General features: G+C 74.0%; 19 protein-coding genes. 10 read left to right on the forward strand and 9 right to left on the reverse strand.

The window, feature by feature from the left end:
- Window positions 1–96: 96 nt before the first annotated feature.
- Both ABD973_RS11665 and ABD973_RS11670 read left to right on the forward strand, forming a co-directional pair.
- Entirely contained in the window at window positions 97–537 is a 441-nt protein-coding gene (locus tag ABD973_RS11665; protein ID WP_345500082.1) for a sigma-70 RNA polymerase sigma factor region 4 domain-containing protein, read from the forward strand.
- Window positions 534–785 carry a hypothetical protein gene (locus ABD973_RS11670; RefSeq protein WP_125822235.1) on the forward strand — a complete coding sequence of 84 codons (252 nt, stop codon included), beginning with the start codon at window positions 534–536 and terminating at the stop codon, window positions 783–785. Before ABD973_RS11665 ends, ABD973_RS11670 begins: the two co-directional genes overlap by 4 nt.
- A 25-nt stretch (window positions 786–810) precedes the next feature.
- Here ABD973_RS11670 and ABD973_RS11675 read toward each other — a convergent pair whose 3' ends face one another.
- Entirely contained in the window at window positions 811–1,968 is a 1,158-nt protein-coding gene (locus ABD973_RS11675; RefSeq protein WP_125602808.1) for a cystathionine gamma-synthase, read from the reverse strand.
- A 150-nt stretch (window positions 1,969–2,118) separates the two neighbouring features.
- On the opposite strand from ABD973_RS11675, the gene ABD973_RS11680 reads away from it, so the two are divergent.
- The 6 genes from ABD973_RS11680 (at window position 2,119) to ABD973_RS11705 (ending at window position 8,098) form a co-directional block, all read left to right on the forward strand.
- Complete coding sequence (locus ABD973_RS11680; RefSeq protein WP_125822234.1) at window positions 2,119–3,225, forward strand: hypothetical protein; 1,107 nt, start codon at window positions 2,119–2,121, stop codon at window positions 3,223–3,225.
- Window positions 3,226–3,398: 173 nt separating this feature from the next.
- The gene (locus ABD973_RS11685; RefSeq protein WP_345500083.1) at window positions 3,399–4,997 is read left to right on the forward strand and encodes a M48 family metalloprotease; all 1,599 of its coding nucleotides are present in this window, start codon (window positions 3,399–3,401) and stop codon (window positions 4,995–4,997) included.
- On the forward strand, window positions 4,994–6,136 hold the full coding sequence (locus tag ABD973_RS11690; RefSeq protein ID WP_345500084.1) for a hypothetical protein: 1,143 nt from the start codon (window positions 4,994–4,996) through the stop codon (window positions 6,134–6,136). The genes ABD973_RS11685 and ABD973_RS11690 overlap by 4 nt, the downstream gene beginning before the upstream one ends.
- An 84-nt stretch (window positions 6,137–6,220) precedes the next feature.
- A complete protein-coding gene (gene msrA, locus ABD973_RS11695) occupies window positions 6,221–6,883 on the forward strand; it encodes a peptide-methionine (S)-S-oxide reductase MsrA (protein ID WP_125605540.1) in 663 nt (220 codons plus the stop codon).
- 60 nt (window positions 6,884–6,943) lie between these two features.
- Window positions 6,944–7,708 carry an SDR family NAD(P)-dependent oxidoreductase gene (locus ABD973_RS11700; protein WP_125822232.1) on the forward strand — a complete coding sequence of 255 codons (765 nt, stop codon included), beginning with the start codon at window positions 6,944–6,946 and terminating at the stop codon, window positions 7,706–7,708.
- Window positions 7,709–7,720: 12 nt separating this feature from the next.
- Complete coding sequence (locus ABD973_RS11705; RefSeq protein WP_125822231.1) at window positions 7,721–8,098, forward strand: MerR family transcriptional regulator; 378 nt, start codon at window positions 7,721–7,723, stop codon at window positions 8,096–8,098.
- Here the strand turns inward: ABD973_RS11705 and ABD973_RS11710 are convergent.
- A complete protein-coding gene (locus ABD973_RS11710; RefSeq protein ID WP_345500085.1) occupies window positions 8,065–9,111 on the reverse strand; it encodes an NAD(P)-dependent alcohol dehydrogenase in 1,047 nt (348 codons plus the stop codon). The two genes, ABD973_RS11705 and ABD973_RS11710, sit on opposite strands and share 34 nt — an antisense overlap.
- Window positions 9,112–9,319: 208 nt before the next feature.
- On the opposite strand from ABD973_RS11710, the gene ABD973_RS11715 reads away from it, so the two are divergent.
- Window positions 9,320–10,213 (forward strand): helix-turn-helix transcriptional regulator, encoded by an 894-nt coding sequence (locus ABD973_RS11715; RefSeq protein WP_125822229.1) that lies wholly within the window; start codon window positions 9,320–9,322, stop codon window positions 10,211–10,213.
- Window positions 10,214–10,226: 13 nt separating this feature from the next.
- Here ABD973_RS11715 and ABD973_RS11720 read toward each other — a convergent pair whose 3' ends face one another.
- From ABD973_RS11720 to ABD973_RS11730, 3 genes are all read right to left on the reverse strand, one after another.
- Window positions 10,227–11,198 (reverse strand): GNAT family N-acetyltransferase, encoded by a 972-nt coding sequence (locus ABD973_RS11720; protein ID WP_125822228.1) that lies wholly within the window; start codon window positions 11,196–11,198, stop codon window positions 10,227–10,229.
- A 143-nt stretch (window positions 11,199–11,341) separates the two neighbouring features.
- Window positions 11,342–12,586 carry a L,D-transpeptidase gene (locus tag ABD973_RS11725; protein ID WP_345504558.1) on the reverse strand — a complete coding sequence of 415 codons (1,245 nt, stop codon included), beginning with the start codon at window positions 12,584–12,586 and terminating at the stop codon, window positions 11,342–11,344.
- Between the two features lie 159 nt (window positions 12,587–12,745).
- A complete protein-coding gene (locus ABD973_RS11730) occupies window positions 12,746–13,087 on the reverse strand; it encodes a hypothetical protein (RefSeq protein WP_241253357.1) in 342 nt (113 codons plus the stop codon).
- A gap of 107 nt (window positions 13,088–13,194) precedes the next feature.
- On the opposite strand from ABD973_RS11730, the gene ABD973_RS11735 reads away from it, so the two are divergent.
- On the forward strand, window positions 13,195–13,569 hold the full coding sequence (locus ABD973_RS11735; protein ID WP_125822226.1) for an LPXTG cell wall anchor domain-containing protein: 375 nt from the start codon (window positions 13,195–13,197) through the stop codon (window positions 13,567–13,569).
- Window positions 13,570–13,627: 58 nt separating this feature from the next.
- Here the strand turns inward: ABD973_RS11735 and hutH are convergent, their stop codons facing one another.
- From hutH to ABD973_RS11755, 4 genes are all read right to left on the reverse strand, one after another.
- A complete protein-coding gene (hutH, locus tag ABD973_RS11740) occupies window positions 13,628–15,169 on the reverse strand; it encodes a histidine ammonia-lyase (RefSeq protein WP_345504560.1) in 1,542 nt (513 codons plus the stop codon).
- Between the two features lie 118 nt (window positions 15,170–15,287).
- Entirely contained in the window at window positions 15,288–16,406 is a 1,119-nt protein-coding gene (locus ABD973_RS11745; RefSeq protein ID WP_125822225.1) for a GGDEF domain-containing protein, read from the reverse strand.
- A 93-nt stretch (window positions 16,407–16,499) separates the two neighbouring features.
- On the reverse strand, window positions 16,500–17,303 hold the full coding sequence (locus ABD973_RS11750) for an enoyl-CoA hydratase/isomerase family protein (RefSeq protein ID WP_125822224.1): 804 nt from the start codon (window positions 17,301–17,303) through the stop codon (window positions 16,500–16,502).
- A gap of 26 nt (window positions 17,304–17,329) precedes the next feature.
- The gene (locus ABD973_RS11755) at window positions 17,330–18,535 is read right to left on the reverse strand and encodes an adenylate/guanylate cyclase domain-containing protein (protein WP_125822223.1); all 1,206 of its coding nucleotides are present in this window, start codon (window positions 18,533–18,535) and stop codon (window positions 17,330–17,332) included.

The following is an 18,535-nucleotide window of genomic DNA, read 5'->3' on the forward strand; positions in this document are numbered from 1 at the left end:
GCCCGGCGGACCCGACGCGCCTGGTCCTGCCGCCCCCGACGCGCCGGATCCGGCCGTGTCCGACCCCTTGACCGGGGTGGTGGCACCGGCCCCACCATGTGTGCTGTGGACCGGCGTTCGGGGCGGGATGCGGAGTTCGAGGCCTTCGTCGCGGGCGCGGCGGGGCGGCTGCTGCACGTCGCCGCGCTGCTGACGGCCGAGCCCCCGGACGCGGCGCCCGCCGCCCGGCGGATCCTCGCCGGCGCGCTGGCCCGTACGTACGCCCACTGGGCGCGGCTGCGCGACGACGACCCGTACGACCACACCCGCGCCGAGCTGTGCGCCGCGTACGCCCGTACCGCCCGTCGGCTCCCCACGGGCGTGGGGGTCCTGGCGCCGCTGGGACCGCTGGAGCGGCTGGTGCTGGTGATGCGGATCTACGAGGGCGTCGCCGAGGAGGTCACGGCCGCGCAGCTGGGGCTTCCCCCGGAGCGGGTGGAGGCCGTCTGCAACCGGGCGGTGGCGATCCTGCGCGACGCGGCGGCGGAGGCGGCATGAGCCCCCTGGACCGCAAGGAGACGCAGGTCAGGCAGCTGCTGGAGGGTCCGCACCCGGCGGTCCCGGCCGGTCTGGCCGCGGCGGCCCGCACGCACGGCAGACGGCTGCTGCGCCGCCGGCGCGCCCTGCGCCGGTTCGGGTGGGCTCTGCTGTGGGCGGCGGCGGTGGCCTTCACGGTGTGGGCGGCGCTGACCCGGCCCTGGTTGGTCCCGCCCAGCGACGTGTCGCCGCCCCTGCAGGGCTGGTAGCCCCGCGGGGACGGCGGTCGGGGTCTCAGCCGAGGGCCCGGACGAGGTCCGCGACGAGGTCGTCGGCGTTCTCGATGCCGACGGAGACGCGGATCAGGTCCGCGGGGACCTCAAGGGCCGAGCCGGCCACCGAGGCGTGGGTCATCCGGCCCGGGTGCTCGATGAGGGACTCGACGCCGCCGAGGGACTCGGCCAGCGTGAAGATCTTCGTGCGGCCGCAGACCGCCACGGCCTCCTCCTCGCCGCCGGCGACCTGGAAGGAGACCATGCCGCCGAAGTTGCGCATCTGCTTGGCGGCGATCTCGTGGCCCGGGTGCTCGGGCAGGCCCGGGTAGAGGACCTTGGTGACCTTCGGGTGGCGCACCAGCGCCTCCACGACCTTCGCCGCGTTCTCGGCGTGCCGGTCCATGCGCACGGCCAGCGTCTTGATGCCGCGCAGCACGACCCAGGAGTCGAAGGGCCCGGCGACCGCGCCCATCGCGTTCTGGTGGTAGGCCAGCTCCTCGCCGAGGGCCTCGTCGGCCGTGACCAGGGCGCCGCCGACGACGTCGGAGTGGCCGCCCATGTACTTGGTCAGCGAGTGCACGACCACGTCGGCGCCGAGCGCCAGCGGCTGCTGGAGGTAGGGGGAGGCGAAGGTGTTGTCGACGACCAGCTTCGCGCCGGCCTCGCGCGCGATCTGGGCGGTCATCGCGATGTCGGTGATGCCCAGCAGCGGGTTCGAGGGGGTCTCGACCCAGATGACCTTGGTCTTCGGGGTGATGGCCGCGCGCACCGAGTCCGCGTCGGAGGTGTCGGCCACCGACCACTCCACGCCCCAGCGGGAGACGACCTTCGCGAAGAGGCGGAACGTGCCGCCGTAGGCGTCGTTGGGGATGACCACGTGGTCGCCCGGGGAGAGCAGCGTACGCAGCAGGCAGTCCTCGGCGGCGAGGCCGGACGCGAAGGCGAGGCCGCGCCGGCCGCCCTCCAGCGCCGCGAGGTTCTCCTCCAGCGCGGTACGGGTCGGGTTGGCGCTGCGGCTGTACTCGTAGCCGCCGCGCAGTCCGCCCACGCCGTCCTGCTTGTACGTGGACACCTGGTAGATGGGCGGTACGACCGCGCCGGTCTGCGGGTCCGCCGTGTTGCCCGCGTGGATCGCGCGGGTCTCGAAGCTCTGGTGCTCGTGGCTGTCGTCGCTCATGAGGCGATGCTATGCCCCGTCCGCCCCACGGTCCTCTCCTGGCCTCACCTGGCGCCGACCGGGCGCCGGCCGGGCGCTGACCTGGCTCCGACCGGGCGCTGACCTGCACCCGCTCGCCATTCCGCCGCCCGGTCTGGTTCGCTTGGCGGTATGCAGATTATCTGGGTCCTGATGGGGCTGGCCCTGGCCACCGCCGTGTTCTTCTCGTTCCGACGGGCCAGGGGCGGCGGCCTGACCCTGGTCGCACCGGGAAGCCCCGACGCCGCCGACCCCGCGGACTACGGGTTCGCCCGCGAGGAGGACCTGGACATCCGGGTGCCCGGACCCGACCCCGACCTGATGGACGCTCTGGAGAACATCCAGCGCACCGGTCACTGGCGGGCCGCCTCCGCCCTCCTCGCCGGCACCCCGAAGGACGGCGAGCGGCGCTGGCAGCGCGTGCAGGCCTTCGGCGGCGCGGCGGCACTGGACCTGGCGCGGCGGCCCGGCGAGGGCGCCCAGTGGCTGAAGGCCTGGCGGCTGGAGGCGGAGAAGGACGCGGGCGGCGCGCAGGTCCACGCGGAGCTGCTGGTGCAGCAGGCGTGGCGGTCTTCGGGCGGGGTGGGCGCCCAGGACCACCGGATCATCCTGGAGGAGGCCCGCGAGGCCTGCCGCAAGGCCTCGCTGCTGGCGCCCGGCGACCCGGTCCCCGTCATCACGGAACTCGCCGTCGCGCGGGGGCTGGGGTACTCGGAGGCGGAGTTCGACGCCCTGTGGGCCCGGGTGATCGACGTGGCGCCGGCGCACATGGGCGCGCACCTGGCCGCGCTGCACTACTGGTGCGAGAAGTGGCACGGCTCCCGGGACAAGGCCGACGCGTTCGCGCAGACGGCCGCGGCCCGCGCCCCGCAGGGCTCGCTGCTCGCGGCGCTGCCGCTGTTCTCGGTGTACGAGAACATGCCCGACACGGTCCTGGTGAGCGACTTCGGGAAGACCGCGGTCGTCTCGCGGGCCCTGGAGGGCGCCCTGTACGCGGTGCACCAGGCGCGGCAGGACGACCCGATGCTGGCGCACGTACGGCACCTGCTGCTGTGGTTCCTGGTGGGCGCGGGCCGCTGGGCGGAGGCCATGGAACAGGTCCGGCACGTCGACGGCTACGTCGGCGCCCTCCCCTGGTCGGCCACGGACGAGCCGGCGGCCGCGTACGCGGTGGCCAGGGCGATGGCGGTGGCCGGCTACGAGGCCAACGGCGGCTCCCCGGCGACGCTGCCGCACTGACCTCGACGGCGGGGGGCGGCGGGGGCGGCGGGCGCACGTCCCCGAGCGCCCCTCCGCCGCGGATACCGGTACCCCCGCTCCCGGCACGTCGGCGCCGGGCCATAAGGTGCGCGTAAACATTGCACCATGTGCGCGTCAAAAACCGCACCATCCCGTGGGGGGACCCCAACCATATGGGCGCTTCGCTGCGCGCTCTGCGCGCCCTCGTCCTGCTCGCAGGCTTCTACCTGCTCAGCGTCGTCCTGCTCGCCCTCCTCGGGCTCGCCGACTGGGCCGCCTTCTCCTGGCTCCACGGCGCGGTCGCCGGCAAGATCGTCATCGGCACGGTGGTCCTCGCCATCCCGATCGTCCGCGGCATGTTCATGCTCCGCACCCCCAAGGCCGACCCCATACCCGGCGTCCGCGTCACCGAGGCCGGGGAACCCGTCCTGTGGCGGGCCGTACGCGAGACGGCCGACCAGGTCGGCACCCGCGCCCCCGACGAGATCGTGCTGATCGACGAGGTCAACGCGGCCGTCTCCGAGGACTCCCGGCTGCTCGGCCTGCTGCCCGGCACCCGCCGCCTCTACCTCGGCCTGCCCCTGATGACGGGCCTGGACGAGATGCAGCTGCGCGCCGTCCTCGCCCACGAGATGGGCCACTACGCCAACCTCGACACCCGCCTCACCCCGCTCATCGCCCGCGGCCGCGCGCAGCTCGTGCGCACCATCCGGCACTTCCACGACCGCGCGGACAACACCGAGGCCAAGGAGCGCGCCAAGCAGGAGAAGCGCGCCGAGAAGCGGATCGCCAAGGGCAAGAAGGCCAAGGAGATCGACACCGACGGCGCGGGCTTCTCGTACCGCGCGATGGCGGCGATCTACACCGGGTACGCCCACTTCTACATGCGCGCCACCCTCTCCTCCTCCCGCCGCCAGGAACTGGCCGCCGACCTCGCCTCCGTCCGCATCGCCGGCCGCGACTCCGCCGCCTCCGCGCTGCGCCAGCTGAACGCCCTCGACTCGGCGCACGGCTTCTACATGAGCTCGTACGCCACCCTCGGCGTCGGCGCCGGCCTGCTGCCGGTCCCCGGCCAGGTCTTCGGCGGACTGGGCCGGCTGCTCGACGCCCGCCCCGGCGAGCTGGAGAAGCTGCGCCAGGACCTGTCCACCGAGCCCGCCTCCCCGTACGACTCCCACCCCGCGCTCGCCGAGCGCGTGGCCCGCATCGAGGCCCTGCCCGACGACGGCCGGGCCGGCCAGGCGGTCCGCCCGGCGCTGGAGCTGCTCGCCTCCCCGCAGGAGGCGCTGGCCGCGCTGGAGCAGGTCGTCCTCACCCCGGAGGCGCTCGCGCTGACCCGCGTGGACTGGGACGAGCTCGTCCACCGGTCGATGACCACCTACGCCGGCCGGGGCGCGGAAGAGGTCCGCGAGGCCCTCACCGCCGAGGGCGCCGGCCCGGGCCTCGCCGAGGCGCTGGACGCGATCGACGCCGACCCGGCGGTGCGCTGGCGGCTCGCCGAGCGCTTCCCGAAGTCCGAGGAGGCGGCGGCCGCGACCGGCCGCACCGCCCGCGAGTTCGCCCGGCCGGTCGTGCGGCGGGCCCTCGCCCAGCTGGTCACCGTCGAGCTGCTGGCGCGCGGCGCCGCCCGCTGGGAGCTGTCCTGGTCGGAGTCGGCCGCCCTGTCCTACCCCGTTCCCGGATTCGAGGACGAGCTCGGCCCCGCGCTGGACGCGGCCGTCGCCGACCTGCCCGACACCGAACTCCTGCGGAAGCTGGTGCTCGCGCCGTGACCCTCGTACTCGTCTTCGCCGGCGTCCTGCTGCTGGCCGTCGCCTGCTGGGTCCTGCGCGGGGTGTACCTCATCCGCAAGGCCAAGCGCCTGGAGGCCGAGATCGGCACCCTCAACGCCGCGACGGAAGCCGTCGAGGCCGACGAGGAAGCCCGCAAGGCCGCCGCCGTCGTCGCGCTCGGCTTCGTCGCCGAGGCCGACCTCGACACCGAGAACCCGGCGCCGGTCCCGGCCGGGCGGACCGCCGTCCTGGAGGCCGTCCGCTCCGGCGACTGGGAGGCGGCCGCCGCGTACGTCGAGGCCGCCGGGCAGGACTGGCAGGAGCGGCTGGAGCGGGTGCGCCCGCTGGCCGAGGCGGCCGCCGAGGACGACGCGTGGCTGCTGGCCTGGCGCGCGGCCCGGCCGCAGGACGCCACGGCGGCCCTCGTCCACGCCGACACCAGCGTGATGGTCGCCTGGAACGTACGCGGCAGCCAGTCCGGCAGCCGCACCACCCAGGAGCAGTTCCGCCTCTTCCACCAGCTGCTGACCAAGGCCCAGGCCGACGCGCACGAGGCGCAGCGGCTCGCCGGCCCCGCCGACCCCTGCCCGTACGTCGTCGAGCAGGCCGTCGGCATGGGCCTGGGCTACTCGCACGAGCGCTACCGGGAGCTGTGGGCGCGGATCACCGAGCGCGCCCCGCGGCTGCTGTGGGCGCACGTCGCGGGCCTGCAGTACTGGTGCGCGAAGTGGCGCGGCTCGCACGAGCTGGCCATGGCCTTCGCCCACGAGTCGGCGGCCGCCGGGAAGCCGGGCGACCTGCTGACCCTGCTCCCCCTGATGGCGTACTTCGAGCAGGAGACGCACGAGGAGGACCTGCTGCCGGAGACGTACTACAAGGAGCCGGAGGTCGTCGCCGCGGCCGACGCGGCACTCGCGGACCTGGCCGCCGCCGGCAACGAGCACCCCGGTACCCCGCGGATGCGGCACATGCTGGCCTACCTGCTGTTCTGGCAGGACCGGGACGCGGAGGCGGTCGAGCAGTTCCGCCACGTGGACGGGCACATCGGCGCCGTACCGTGGACGTACGCCGGGGAGCCGAAGCGGCGCTACCTGTACGCCCGGGACTGGGCGGTGAACGTGACCACGCCGGACGCGTGACCGGCGGCGGCCGCCGAGGGGGGCGGGCGGGGAGGGAATCCCCGCCCGCCCCCGGCCGTTGTCCCTCCCACAAGGAGGGAATCCATGTTCTCGTACCGCCGCACGCCCGAGCTCCCCACCCGCGAGGAGGCCCTGAAGGGCCGCGCCGAAGCGCCGTTCGCGCTGCCCGAGCGCCACACCGTCCTCGGCAACCCCCTGTCCGGCCCCTACCCGGAGGGCCTGGAGGTCGCCGACTTCGGCCTGGGCTGCTTCTGGGGCGCCGAGCGCAAGTTCTGGCAGACCCCCGGAGTGTGGACCACCCTGGCCGGCTACCAGGGCGGCTTCACCGAGAACCCGCTGTACGAGGAGGTGTGCTCCGGCCAGACCGGCCACACCGAGGTCGTCCGCGTGGTCTTCGACCCCGCGCAGGTGTCCTACGAGACCCTGCTCAAGCTCTTCTGGGAGTCCCACGACCCCACCCAGGGCTTCCGCCAGGGCAACGACGTCGGCACCCAGTACCGCTCGGCCGTCTACACCCACTCCCCCGCCCACCAGGCGGCCGCCGAGGCCTCTCGCGACGCCTACCAGCGCGTCCTGACGTCCGCGGGCCACGGCACCATCACCACCGCCGTCCTCCCGGCGTCGGACCGCCCCTTCTGGCCGGCGGAGCCGTACCACCAGCAGTACCTCGACAAGAACCCCGGCGGCTACTGCGGCATCGGCGGCACGGGCGTCTCCTGCCCCATCGGCGTGGCCCCGGCGGAATAGGGGCACCGACCCGGCCCCGGCTTGACCTTGTCACTGGCGGCAGGGTTGTTGGCTCGGGGCATGGAGAAGAACAGCGGGAGCAGGCAGCAGCGGGTCGTCCTCGTCACCGGTGGGGGGACCGGGATCGGGCGGGCCACGGCCCGGGCCTTCGCAGACGCCGGGGAGCGGGTCGTGATCGTCGGGCGGCGGGGCGGGGTGCTCGACGCGGCCGCCGAGGGGTTCCCCGGCATCCGGCCCCTCGTCGCCGACGTGAGCGCCCCCGGCGGGCCCGAGCTGATCGTCGAGCGGGTCCTCGCCGAGCACGGCCGGCTCGACGTGCTGGTGAACAACGCCGGGATCGTGCGCGCCGGCGCCCTCGGCGGGGTGAGCGGCGACGGCATCGCCGCGCAGCTGGCGACCAACCTCGTCGCCCCGGTGCTGCTCACCCAGGCCGCCCTGCCGGCGCTGGAAGCCGCCGGGGCGGGGGTCGTCGTCAACGTCAGCACCGCCGTCGGGCAGCGGGGCTGGCCCGGCGTCTCCGTCTACGCCGCCACCAAGGCCGCCCTCGACACCCTCACCCGCAGCTGGGCCGTGGAGCTCGCCCCGCGCGGCGTCCGGGTCGTCGGCGTCGCGCCCGGCGCGGTGGACACACCGATCGGCGAGCACCAGGGGCTCAGCCCCGAGCGGGCAGCCCAGGTGCGGGCGTGGCAGCTGGCGCGCACCCCGATGGGGCGGGTCGGGCGGCCGGAGGAGGTCGCCTGGGCGGTGTGCCGGCTCGCCGACCCGGCCGCCTCGTTCCTGACCGGGGCCGTGGTCCCCGTGGACGGCGGCGCGGCGGTGGCCTGAGAGCATGGCCGCATGCTGATCGGGGAACTCGCCTGCGCCACCGGGACGACGGCCCGCGCCCTGCGCCACTACGAGCAGGCGGGGCTGATCTCCTCCGAGCGGGCGCCGAACGGCTACCGGGTCTACGAGGAGCGGGCCGTCGTACGGGTCCGCAACATCCGGGTGCTGCTGGAGGCGGGGCTCACCCTGGAGGACGTACGGGTGTTCGCGCCGTGCCTGGACGGGGACGTGGCCGCCGGGCCGCCGTCTGCCGGGGGGCTGGCGGTGGCCCGGGAGCGGCTGGCCGTCCTGGAGGCCCGGATCGCCGCGCAGACGGCGGCCCGGGAGCGGCTGCGGGAGGCGTTGGAGCGGGCGGGTCAGATCGTCGAGGCGTCGATGACGAAGCGGTAGCGGACGTCGCTCGACAGGACGCGCTCGTAGGCGTCGTTGACGTCCTCGGCGCGGATCACCTCGATGTCCGCGCCCAGGCCGTGCTCCGCGCAGAAGTCCAGCATCTCCTGCGTCTCGGCGATGCCGCCGATCATCGACCCGGCGAGGGTCTTGTTGCCGCCGATGACGGAGAACAGGTTCAGCTCCACCGGCTCCTCCGGGGCGCCCACGTTCACGAGCGCCCCGCCGACCCGCAGCAGGGACAGGTACCGGTCCAGGCCCAGCGGCGCGGACACGGTGGAGACGATCAGGTCGAAGCGGCCCTTGAGCTCCTCGAAGGTGGCCTCGTCGCTCGTCGCGTAGTAGTGGGAGGCGCCCAGCCGCAGGCCGTCGTCCTTCTTGCGCAGCGACTGCGACAGGACGGTCACCTCCGCGCCGAGCGCGGCGGCGATCTTCACGCCGACGTGGCCCAGCCCGCCGAGGCCGACGACCGCGACCTTCTTGCCCGGGCCCGCCTGCCAGTGCTTCAGCGGCGCGTACAGGGTGATGCCGGCGCACAGCAGCGGCGCGGCGACGTCGAGGGACAGGCCGTCGGGGATGCGGACGGCGTACTTCTCGTCGACGACGAGGTGCGTGGAGTAACCGCCGTACGTGGGCTCGCCGTTGCGGTCGAGGGCGTTGTACGTGCCGGTCATCCCCTGGACGCAGTGCTGCTCCTGCCCGGCCAGGCAGTACTCGCACTCGCGGCAGGAGTCGACCATGCAGCCGACGCCGATCCGGTCGCCGACCGCGAACCTCGTGACGCCGGGGCCGGTCTCGGCGACGACACCGGCGATCTCGTGGCCGGGGACCATCGGGAAGATTCCCTCGCCCCAGCCGTCGCGGGCCTGGTGGATGTCGGAGTGGCAGATGCCGGCGTACTTGATCTCGATCAGTACGTCGTGCTCGCCGACCGGACGGCGCGGGACCGTGGTGCGCTCCAGCGGGGCCTTGGGGGCGGGGGCGGCGTAGGCGGCGGCCTGGGTGACGGACATGGGGTGCTCTCCTCGGACGAGGACGCCTGGGGGGCCGTACCGCGGGGTGCTGCGGGCGGGCCGAGGCGTCCGTTCTGCGACGTCCCCCACGATGCCCCTCCCGGCGCGGCCCACCCAGCCCCCTGCCGAACCTAGGACTGGCGGACCTACCCCTGACGGGGTCAGGCTGAGCCCCGCGCCGGGCGCGCGTCCCGGGGATACTTGCGGTATGGACCAGCTTGATCAGCGCGCCGAACTCGGGGACTTCCTGCGCAGCTGCCGCGCCCGGCTGCGGCCCGCGGACGTGGGCCTGCCCGACCACGGGCGGCGCCGCCGGGTCCCGGGCCTGCGCCGCGAGGAGCTGGCCCAGCTGGCCGGGGTCTCGGTGGCCTACTACACGCGCCTGGAGCAGGGGCACGGGCAGAACGTGTCGGCGGAGGTGCTGGACGCCATCGCGCGGGCCCTGCGCCTGAGCGGCACCGAGTCGGCGCACCTGAACCACCTGGCGAGCCCGCGCACCCGGCGCTCGGGCGGCCGCACCGCCCGCCCCCAGCAGGTCCGCCCGGCGCTGCGCACGCTGCTGGCGGCGATGGAGGGCGTACCGGCCTACCTGGTCGGGCGGCGCCAGGACGTGATCGGCTGGAACCCGCTGGCCGCGGCCGTCTTCGGGGACTTCGGGGCGCTGCCGCCGGCGGAGCGGAACCTGGTGCGGCTGGTGTTCCTGGACCCGGCGACGGCCGAGCTGTACGCGGACTGGGAGTGCCGGGCCTGCGAGGTGGTCAGCAACCTGCGCCTGTACGCGGGCCAGCACCCGGACGACGAGCGGCTGTCGGCGCTGGTCGGGGAGCTGTCCGTGAAGAACGAGGAGTTCCGGCGGCTGTGGGCGGCGCACACGGTGGCCGACAAGACGCACGGGGTGAAGCGGCTGCGGCACCCGATCGTGGGTGAGCTGGAGCTGGTCTTCGAGACGCTGACGCTGCCCGACGACCCGGCGCAGTGCCTGGTGACCTACCACGCCGAGCCGGGCTCGCCCTCGGCGGACGCCCTGCGCCTGCTGTCGTCCTGGACGGCGCCGCCGGTGGCCCCGCCGTCACCGCAGCGAGCCGCCGGGGAACCCGCGTAGGGAAGCGGAGGGGTCAGAGCTTGAGCTGGAAGAGGCCCGCACCGCGTTCGCGCCGGTAGCCGAGGGACTCGTTCACCGCGAGCATGGGGGCGTTCTCGTCGGCCACGGTGGTGCCGATCCAGCACAGTCCCGGGAGGTGCCGGGCGGCGTACGCCTCCATGCGCAGCTTCACCGCGCGGCCCAGGCCGTGGCCCCGGTGGGCGGGCACGACGACGGTGTCGTACTGGAGGGCGCGCGGGCCCGCCGGATCCGGCAGCACCAGCACGGTGTACGCGGCCACCTCCCCGGCGGGGGTGACCGCCGCGGCCATCGCGATCTCGCCGCCCCGGTCCAGGACCAGCCGCTGCGCGCGGTGCACCCGTTCGACGGTCCAGGGCTGGAAGGTCTCCTCGCTGTCCCCGCTCGGGGCGTCCTCCATCGCCCCGTGGGCGACGGCGACGGCCGGGGCCCACGCGTCGGGCACCAGGCCGGGCCAGACGTGGAAGGCGTAGCCGGGGGTGGCGGGGAGGGGCGGCGGGCCGTCGGCGCCGAGGTCCCGTACGTACCAGCCCATGGGGAGCACGTTCTCGAAGCCGAGGGACTCCGCGAAGGCCTGGCCGGGGCCGCCGAGGTCGGTGACGGTGGCGACGGAGGTGCGGCCCTGGTCGAGGAGCTCACGGCGGACCCGCTGCCACAGGGCCGTGCCCACCGCGCGCCGGCGCGCGTCGGGCCGTACGGTCAGCTCGTCGAGGAACGCGGTGTGGGTGTTGCCGTCCTCGGTGAACAGGAGCAGGGCGGCCTGCCCCGTGCCGTCCTCGGCCGTCCAGTGCCGCATCCGGCCGCGCGAGGGCGGGACGCGCAGCCGTCCGACGGCCTCCGTCCGCGAGGGGGCGGGTACGGCGGGCAGTGCGGCGGCGTCGGCGGCGTGGGCGGCGACCTGGACGGCCCACCAGGCGTCGGCCTCGGCGTCGGTCGGGGGCACGGACAGAGAGTTGATCTTCGTCATGGCAGGACTGTAGGGGCCCCGTCGGCCGAACGGGCCGTTCGCGGGGGTGGGTTTGCGGGTGTCCCCTTCAACGCCGGAAGGCGGGGCGCCCTTTCGGGTGCCCCGCCTTCCGTCCGTACCGCTGCCGTACCGCCGGCGTGGCGTCAGGCCGACGGGCCGGCCTTCCACTCGGCCCACGACATGTTCCAGCCGTTGAGGCCGTTGTCCGGCTTGATGGTCTTGTCCGGGGAGTTCACCACGGTGACGACGTCGCCGATGAGCGAGTTGTCGAAGAACCAGGCGCCGGGCTGGTTCGGGTCGTTGGCGCCCTGGGCGTCGTTCAGGCCGACACAGCCGTGGCTGGTGTTGACCTTGCCGAAGATCGAGTCGGCACCCCAGTAGTTGCCGTGGATGAAGGTGCCGGACGTGGACAGCCGCATCGCGTGCGGGACGTCCTTGATGTCGTACTCGCCCTTGCCCTCGCTGTTCTTGAAGCCCACGGTCGAACCGTCCATGCGGGTCTCCTTGAACTTCTCGGAGATCACCATCTGGCCGTTGTACGTGGGGTTCTCGGGAGAACCGGCGGAGATCGGGATGGTCTTGAGGACCTGTCCGTCACGGGTGACCGTCATCGTCTTGGCCTTCACGTCGACGGTGGAGACCTGGCTCCGGCCGATCTTGAAGGTGACGGTCTTGTTCTGCGCGCCGACGATGCCGGGCGCGCCCTGGACGCCCTGGAGGGCGAGCTTCAGGGTGACGGTGGAGTTCGCCTGCCAGTACTGCTCCGGGCGGAAGTCCAGGCGCTGGTTGCCGAACCAGTGGCCGACGACCTCCTGGCCGCTGCTGGAGGTGACGCTGATGGCCGCCTGGACGGCCTTCTGGTCCCTGATCGGCTTGTTGAAGGTGATCGAGACCGGCATGCCCACGCCGACCGTCTCGCCCTCCTCCGGCACGAAGGAGCCGACGAAGCTGTTCTCCGGGGAGAGGGTGGTGAAGGAGGCGTTCTCGTGGGCCTCGCGGCCGGCCTCGTCCTTCGCGGTCGCCGCGAGGGCGTACTTGGTGGAGCGCTTCAGCGCGGCGTCCGGCTTCCAGCTCTTGCCGTCGGCGGCGATCTTGCCCGCGACGGCCGTGCCGTCCGAGCTCTTCAGCTCGACCTTGGTCAGGGTGCCGTCGCTGACCGCGACGTTGGTGCCGTCGTTCAGCGGGACGTTGGTGGAGCCGTCCTTGGGCGTGATGGCTATTCGGGCCTTGGAGGCGTCCTTGGCCGCCGCCGCGTCGACCTCCGCCTGGGACTTGCCCGCGTCCGAGCTGCCCTGGGACTTGTCGCCGCCCCCGTCATTGCAGGCCGAGAGCATCAGTACCCCACCGAGCACGGCGGACACGGCCACCAGGGACCTTCTCCGCCGCATGCTGTACGTCCTCACACGTCACTCCATCGTTGCCGTGAAACCCCGGGCTGCGATCCCGGGACCGGGCCGGGCAGGGGGCGGCGCCCCCTGCTCGTCCTGACAACGCGTTAACGACGCGGTTCGGTTCCACATTCCGTTCGAATGTGTGCAACCCCACGGTCAGGCGTTGTCGGCCCCTTCTTCGAAACCACCATCTTCCTCGTCGAGGTCCCACTCCAGGGACTCGGGGTCGTATTCGACCGGCTCGCTGCTCCAGGAGGCCTGCGCCAGCTCGACTCCGGTCAGCTCCGCGACCAGGTCGGTGGGGTCGACGAGGTAGGCCAGGGCCTCCGATTCGTCCTCCCTCACCGCCGACTCCGCGTGCGCGCGCTCCTCGTCCGGCATGAACTCGTCGGCCTTGATGTGCGCGAGCGCGGCGCCGATGAGGGCGTCGGAGTCCGACACCTCCAGCACCAAATCCACCCGAAGCCGTACGTATCGTGATTCATCAGAAGGGTTCATACGACGGAGAGTAAGCCCGCGACAGCCTCGACTTTCCCGCGACCCGCCCCTTTCACTAGCATCTGCGCACACGGCCAATTCGCTGCTTCCGCAAGGGGGATCGCACCGTGTCCGCACGTCGACCTCTGCTCACCGCCCTCGGGGCGACCACCCTCCTCGCCGCCCTCTGGTTCGTCCCGTCGGCGAACGCCACCGCCCCCGGCCTGTCGGGCACCTCCGGCGCGCCCGCCGCCGCCAACACCGGAACCGTCTCGGACACCGCCGCGGACGACGCCGACGACGGCGACGGCGACGACACCTCCGGCACCGGTACGGGGACCATCGCCGGCGCCACCGACGAGCGGCCGGCCGGCATCACCGTCCTGTCGCTCGCCGACACCGGCAGCATCGACACCACCCCCTACGTGCTGGGCGGCACCCTCTGCCTCGGCCTCGGCGCGGGCTTCGTGGCCTTCTCCGTACGCCGCTCCCGCAGCCTCTAGGACGGCGGAAGGGCCGCACCCCCGAGGGGTGCGGCCCTTCTCCTGTTCGCGCCCCGGATCAGGCGAGGGGACCGGTCACCGGCTCCACGGCCGCGACGAGCCCGCCCGCGCGCACGAAGGCGTCGGCGGCGGCCAGGTCCGGCGCGAGGAAGCGGTCCGGCCCGGGACCCTCCACGCCCGCCGCCCGCGTCGCGGCGATCGCGGCCTGGCTGGCCGGCGCCGGGGTGAGCCCGTGCCGCAGCTCGATGGCCCGGGTGGCCGCGTACAGCTCGATGGCGATGATCCGCGTCAGGTTGTCGACCGCGGTACGCAGCTTGCGCGCCGCCGACCAGCCCATCGAGACGTGGTCCTCCTGCATGGCGGAGGACGGGATCGAGTCGGCCGAGGCCGGTACGGCGAGCCGCTTCATCTCGCTGACCAGCGCGGCCTGCGTGTACTGGGCGATCATCAGACCGGAGTCGACACCGGCGTCGTCCGCGAGGAACGGCGGCAGGCCGTGGCTGCGGTTCTTGTCCAGCAGGCGGTCGGTACGCCGCTCGGCGATGGAGCCGAGGTCGGCGGCGGCGATGGCCAGGAAGTCCAGCACGTACGCCACGGGCGCGCCGTGGAAGTTGCCGTTGGACTCCACCCGGCCGTCGGGCAGCACGACCGGGTTGTCGACGGCCGCGGCCAGCTCGCGCGAGGCGACGAGCGAGGCGTGCGCCATGGTGTCACGGCCCGCGCCGGCGACCTGCGGGGCGCAGCGCACCGAGTACGCGTCCTGCACGCGCGGCGCGGACTCCTCCTGGAAGTGCCCGGTGAGCCCGGACCCCTTGAGCACGGCGGCCATGTTGGCGGCGGAGGCGCCCTGCCCGGGGTGCGGGCGGATGGCGTGCAGCTCGGGCGCCAGCACCTTCTCGGTGCCGAGCAGCGCCTCCAGCGTCAGCGCGGCCGTGATGTCGGCGGACTTGTACAGCGTGTCGAGGTCGGCGAGGGCCATCACCAGCATGCCGAGCATGCCGTCGGTGCCGTTGAGGAGGGCGAGGCCCTCCTTCTCCCGGAGCTCGACGGGCTCGATGCCGTGCTCGGCGAGCAGCTCGCCGGCGGGCCGGACGGTGCCGTCGGGGCCCTCGGCGTCGCCCTCGCCCATGAGCGCGAGGGCGCAGTGGGAGAGCGGCGCGAGGTCGCCGGAGCAGCCGAGGGAACCGTACTCGTGCACGACGGGGGTGATCCCGGCGTTGAGCAGGTCGGCCATGGTCTGCGCGACCGAGGGCCGCACGCCGGTGTGCCCGGAGGCCACCGTCTTCAGACGCAGGAACATCAGGGCGCGCACGACCTCCCGCTCGACGCGCGGACCCATGCCGGCGGCGTGCGAACGGACGATGTTGCGCTGGAGCTGCGCGCGCAGCTCGGGGCTGATGTGCCGGGAGGCGAGTGCCCCGAAGCCGGTGGAGACCCCGTAGACGGGCTCGGGCTTGGCGGCGAGCGCGTCGACGATCTCACGAGCACGGCCGAGCGCTTCCAGCGCCTCGGCGGACAGCTCGATCCGCGCGTTGCCGCGGGCGACGGCGATGACGTCCTCGGCGGTGATCCCGGACGTCCCCACCACGACAGTGTGCATATCCATATTCAGCACCCTACGGACTGAATCCCTTCATGTCACTAGCCCCGTACGTCACGATCAGGACCGTCGACGAACCCTTACGGCACGCGGACCCCGACCGGTGCCGGCCGGCCCCTCACTGCCGCCCCCGGAACCGGCGCCGCTCCCCCCGGCCCTCGCGGGCCGCCGCGGCGTCGGCCAGGCGGACCACCGCCGTGTCGCGGCCCGCGACCACCGGCTCCGCCGATCGCGCCGCCTTCGCCTTGTACTGCGCCGCGTCGGCCAGGCGGAACAGCCGCCGGGAGGACTTCACCGGCCCGATGGGGTCGCCCGTGGAGGCCACCCCGCACGCCACGCCCTCGCCCAGCTCCAGCTCGGCGGCCCGTACGCACACCTCCCCCGTCACCCGGACCACCTCGTCCGCCGACGGCCCCGCGCTGACCAGGCAGAACTCGTCCCCGCCCAGCCGTGCGACCAGCGCCCCCGGCAGCATCGCCCCGCACAGGCTCAGCACCGAGCCGAACCGCTCCAGCAGCCGGTCGCCCGTCGCGTGCCCCAGGGTGTCGTTGACGCGCTTGAGGCCGTTCAGGTCGCAGACCACCAGGCTCACCACCGTCCCGCTGCGCCGGTGCTCCTCCAGCGCCTCGTCGAGCCGCATGTCCACGGCCCGCCGGTTGGCCAGGCCGGTCAGCGGGTCCGTGAAGGCGAGGCGGCGGGCCTCCTCCAGGCGCTCGTTCTGCGCGAGCCCCGCGGCCACCACCGCCGCCAGTACCGCCGCGAACTCCGCGTCGTCCTCGTCGAAGTCCGCCATCCCCTCGTCCCGGGCCACGTACAGCTCGCCCCACGCCCGCCCGCTGAGCACGATCGGCGCCACCACGCAGGTACCGCGTCCGCGTCGGCGCAGGGCGTCCCCGCGCCGCCCGGGGCGGTCGCCGACGGCGCTCTCGACCCAGGCGTGGGGGCCCGCGCCGCCCGCCCAGCGCTCGTGCAGGAACTCGGTGATCTCGGGGAAGTCGTGCACGGGGTAGGACTCGTCCTCGGGGAACTCCTCCTCCCCGGCCCGCCGCTCGCCCTCGTTCACCAGGACCCGCAGCAGCCCCCGCTCGCGCTCCCAGGCCGAGATCGCGGCGAACGAGCCGTCCATCGCCAGGCGGGCGCCCCGCGCCGCCGCCCGGATGCTGTCCCGTGGTGCGCAGGCCGCCGCCATGGCCTGCGCGAGTGCCACGACGGCCCGCAGCCGCCCGTCAACTCCCATCACCCCAGATTAGGGAGTTTTATCCGATTTAGTGACAGCAGGGCCCATAGGGGGTGACCGAAGGTCACCCCGAGAGGGCCCGGCCACTCGCCCCTACTCCCCCGGCCAGTTCGGCTTGCGCTTCTCGTTGAAGGCCGCCACGCCCTCCGCCCGGTCCCCGGAGAAGGCCACCGTCCGCCAGGCCGCGTCCTCGATCTCCAGCCCCGCCGCCAGGTCCATCCCGTGCCCCAGCCGCAGCGCCCGCTTGGCGGCGCGCAGCCCGACCGGGGAGTTCGCCGCCATCGTCAGGGCCAGTTCCAGCGCGCGGGCGCGGTCGCCGCCCGCCGGGGCGACCTCGTCGACCAGGCCCAGGGACAGGGCCTCGGCCGCCTCCACGCGGCGGGCCGTGAAGATGAGCTCGGCCGCCCGGGCCGCGCCGACGCGGCGCGGCAGGAGCTGCGTGCCGCCGCCGCCCGGGATCACGCCCACCGACACCTCGGGCAGTCCGACGACGGCCGTCTCGTCGGCCACGATCACGTCGCAGGCCAGCGCCAGCTCGAAGCCGCCGCCCAGCGCGAAGCCGTGCACCGCCGCGACCGTCGGCATCGGCAGCTCCAGCACGCCCCCGTACGCACCCCGGGTGGTGGGCCGCTGGCGCACGAGCTCGGCGTCCGTGAAGGAGTTGCGCTCCTTGAGGTCCGCGCCGACGCAGAACGCGCGCTCGTGGGTGGAGGTCAGTACGACGACCCGTACGCCGGGGTCCGCGGCGAGCGCGCCGCACGCGGCGGAGACCGAGCGCGCCATCTCCGTGGAGACGGCGTTCATCGCCTTCGGCCGGTCCAGCACGAGCTCGGCGACCACGTCGCCGTCGCCGTGCCGCCGCACCGCGACGAACTCTCCGAAGCGCTGATCGGACATGCTGCCACCCTCCCGGTTAACGATCGTTACCCGGGGATCTTAGGTGTCCTCCGCGTCAGCGACCAGGGCTCGACGACCCCCAGGCCGCGGACCGGCCGCTGCCACATCGGCTGGAGCGCGAAGCGGTACGCGCCGCCGCCCTCCTCGCTCTCGGCGTCCTTCTCGGACTTCGGCGCGGCGCCGGTCCGGCTCAGCTCCTCGGCCATCGCCCCGTCGACCAGCACCGCGTCCTTGGGGGCTATGGAGGTCAGCCGGCTCGCCAGGTTCACCGTGGTGCCGAAGACGTCGCCCATCCGGGTCGTCACCGTCCCGAAGGCGATCCCGACGCGCAGCTCGGGCATCTGCGGGTCGGCCTCCATGGTCTCGATCAGCCGCAGCGCGATCTCCGCGGCCGTCGCCGCGTCGTCGGCGCAGTACAGCACCTCGTCGCCCAGCGTCTTGATCAGCCGGCCGCCGTGCGCGGCCACCAGGTCCGCGGCCGTCGTCTCGAAGGCCTCGACCAGCTCGCCGAGCTCCTCCTCCTCCAGCCGCCGCGTCAGCCGGGTGAAGCCCACCAGGTCCGCGAAGCCCACCGCGAGGCGCCGGTCGACCATCTCCTCGTCGTCCGCGACCTGCACCACCCGCCCGGTCGCGGCCGCCAGCTGGCGCCGCCACACGTAGACGAGGAACTCCTCCAGCTCCGGCAGCAGCAGCTCGACCAGCGGGTACGTGACCTCCGTGCGGGTCATGCCCGGCTCGGGGGGCTCCGTCAGCCCCTCCAGGAAGGAATCGATCTGCCATTCGGCCAGCCGGGCGGTGGTCTGGCCGGTGGACCGGGCCACCTGCACGGCCATGGGCTCGCTCAGCAGCCCCGCCTCCACCAGACCGGCCAGACGCCGCAGCGCCAGTACGTCGGCCTCCGTCAGGGCCTTGGCCTGGCCGATGTCGGCGAAGCCCATGGCCCGCCAGAACCGCGAGGCCAGCTCCATCGACACGCCCGCGCTCCGGGCCGCCTGGAACGGCGTGTACCGCCGTTCGGCGCCCAGGATCAGCTGCTCCAGCCGGATGGCGAGCGGGTCGGCCGTCGGCTGCGCCGCGTGGTCGACCTCGTGGAAGGGCGTGTGCTGGTCCCGCCCGATCGGGGTGCCCGGACTCCCGCCGGAAGAGGACGCGGAGCCGGAACCGGAACCGGACCCCGAACCGGACGCGGAGCCGGAACCGGACGCGCTGGACTGAGAATCGTCGACGGTCAA

It is taken from the genome of Streptomyces racemochromogenes, from assembly GCF_039535215.1.
Lineage (GTDB): Bacteria > Actinomycetota > Actinomycetes > Streptomycetales > Streptomycetaceae > Streptomyces > Streptomyces racemochromogenes.

What these genes read in the sequence shown, in the direction of transcription:
- ABD973_RS11665 (WP_345500082.1), top strand. Translation starts at nt 97, where the DNA reads ATGTGTGCTGTGGACCGGCGTTCGGGGCGGGATGCGGAGTTCGAGGCC.
- ABD973_RS11670 (WP_125822235.1), top strand. Translation starts at nt 534, where the DNA reads ATGAGCCCCCTGGACCGCAAGGAGACGCAGGTCAGGCAGCTGCTGGAG.
- ABD973_RS11675 (WP_125602808.1), bottom strand. Translation starts at nt 1,968, where the DNA reads ATGAGCGACGACAGCCACGAGCACCAGAGCTTCGAGACCCGCGCGATC.
- ABD973_RS11680 (WP_125822234.1), top strand. Translation starts at nt 2,119, where the DNA reads ATGCAGATTATCTGGGTCCTGATGGGGCTGGCCCTGGCCACCGCCGTG.
- ABD973_RS11685 (WP_345500083.1), top strand. Translation starts at nt 3,399, where the DNA reads ATGGGCGCTTCGCTGCGCGCTCTGCGCGCCCTCGTCCTGCTCGCAGGC.
- msrA (WP_125605540.1), top strand. Translation starts at nt 6,221, where the DNA reads ATGTTCTCGTACCGCCGCACGCCCGAGCTCCCCACCCGCGAGGAGGCC.
- ABD973_RS11700 (WP_125822232.1), top strand. Translation starts at nt 6,944, where the DNA reads ATGGAGAAGAACAGCGGGAGCAGGCAGCAGCGGGTCGTCCTCGTCACC.
- ABD973_RS11705 (WP_125822231.1), top strand. Translation starts at nt 7,721, where the DNA reads ATGCTGATCGGGGAACTCGCCTGCGCCACCGGGACGACGGCCCGCGCC.
- ABD973_RS11710 (WP_345500085.1), bottom strand. Translation starts at nt 9,111, where the DNA reads ATGTCCGTCACCCAGGCCGCCGCCTACGCCGCCCCCGCCCCCAAGGCC.
- ABD973_RS11715 (WP_125822229.1), top strand. Translation starts at nt 9,320, where the DNA reads ATGGACCAGCTTGATCAGCGCGCCGAACTCGGGGACTTCCTGCGCAGC.
- ABD973_RS11720 (WP_125822228.1), bottom strand. Translation starts at nt 11,198, where the DNA reads ATGACGAAGATCAACTCTCTGTCCGTGCCCCCGACCGACGCCGAGGCC.
- ABD973_RS11725 (WP_345504558.1), bottom strand. Translation starts at nt 12,586, where the DNA reads ATGCGGCGGAGAAGGTCCCTGGTGGCCGTGTCCGCCGTGCTCGGTGGG.
- ABD973_RS11730 (WP_241253357.1), bottom strand. Translation starts at nt 13,087, where the DNA reads ATGAACCCTTCTGATGAATCACGATACGTACGGCTTCGGGTGGATTTG.
- hutH (WP_345504560.1), bottom strand. Translation starts at nt 15,169, where the DNA reads ATGCACACTGTCGTGGTGGGGACGTCCGGGATCACCGCCGAGGACGTC.
- ABD973_RS11745 (WP_125822225.1), bottom strand. Translation starts at nt 16,406, where the DNA reads ATGGGAGTTGACGGGCGGCTGCGGGCCGTCGTGGCACTCGCGCAGGCC.
- ABD973_RS11750 (WP_125822224.1), bottom strand. Translation starts at nt 17,303, where the DNA reads ATGTCCGATCAGCGCTTCGGAGAGTTCGTCGCGGTGCGGCGGCACGGC.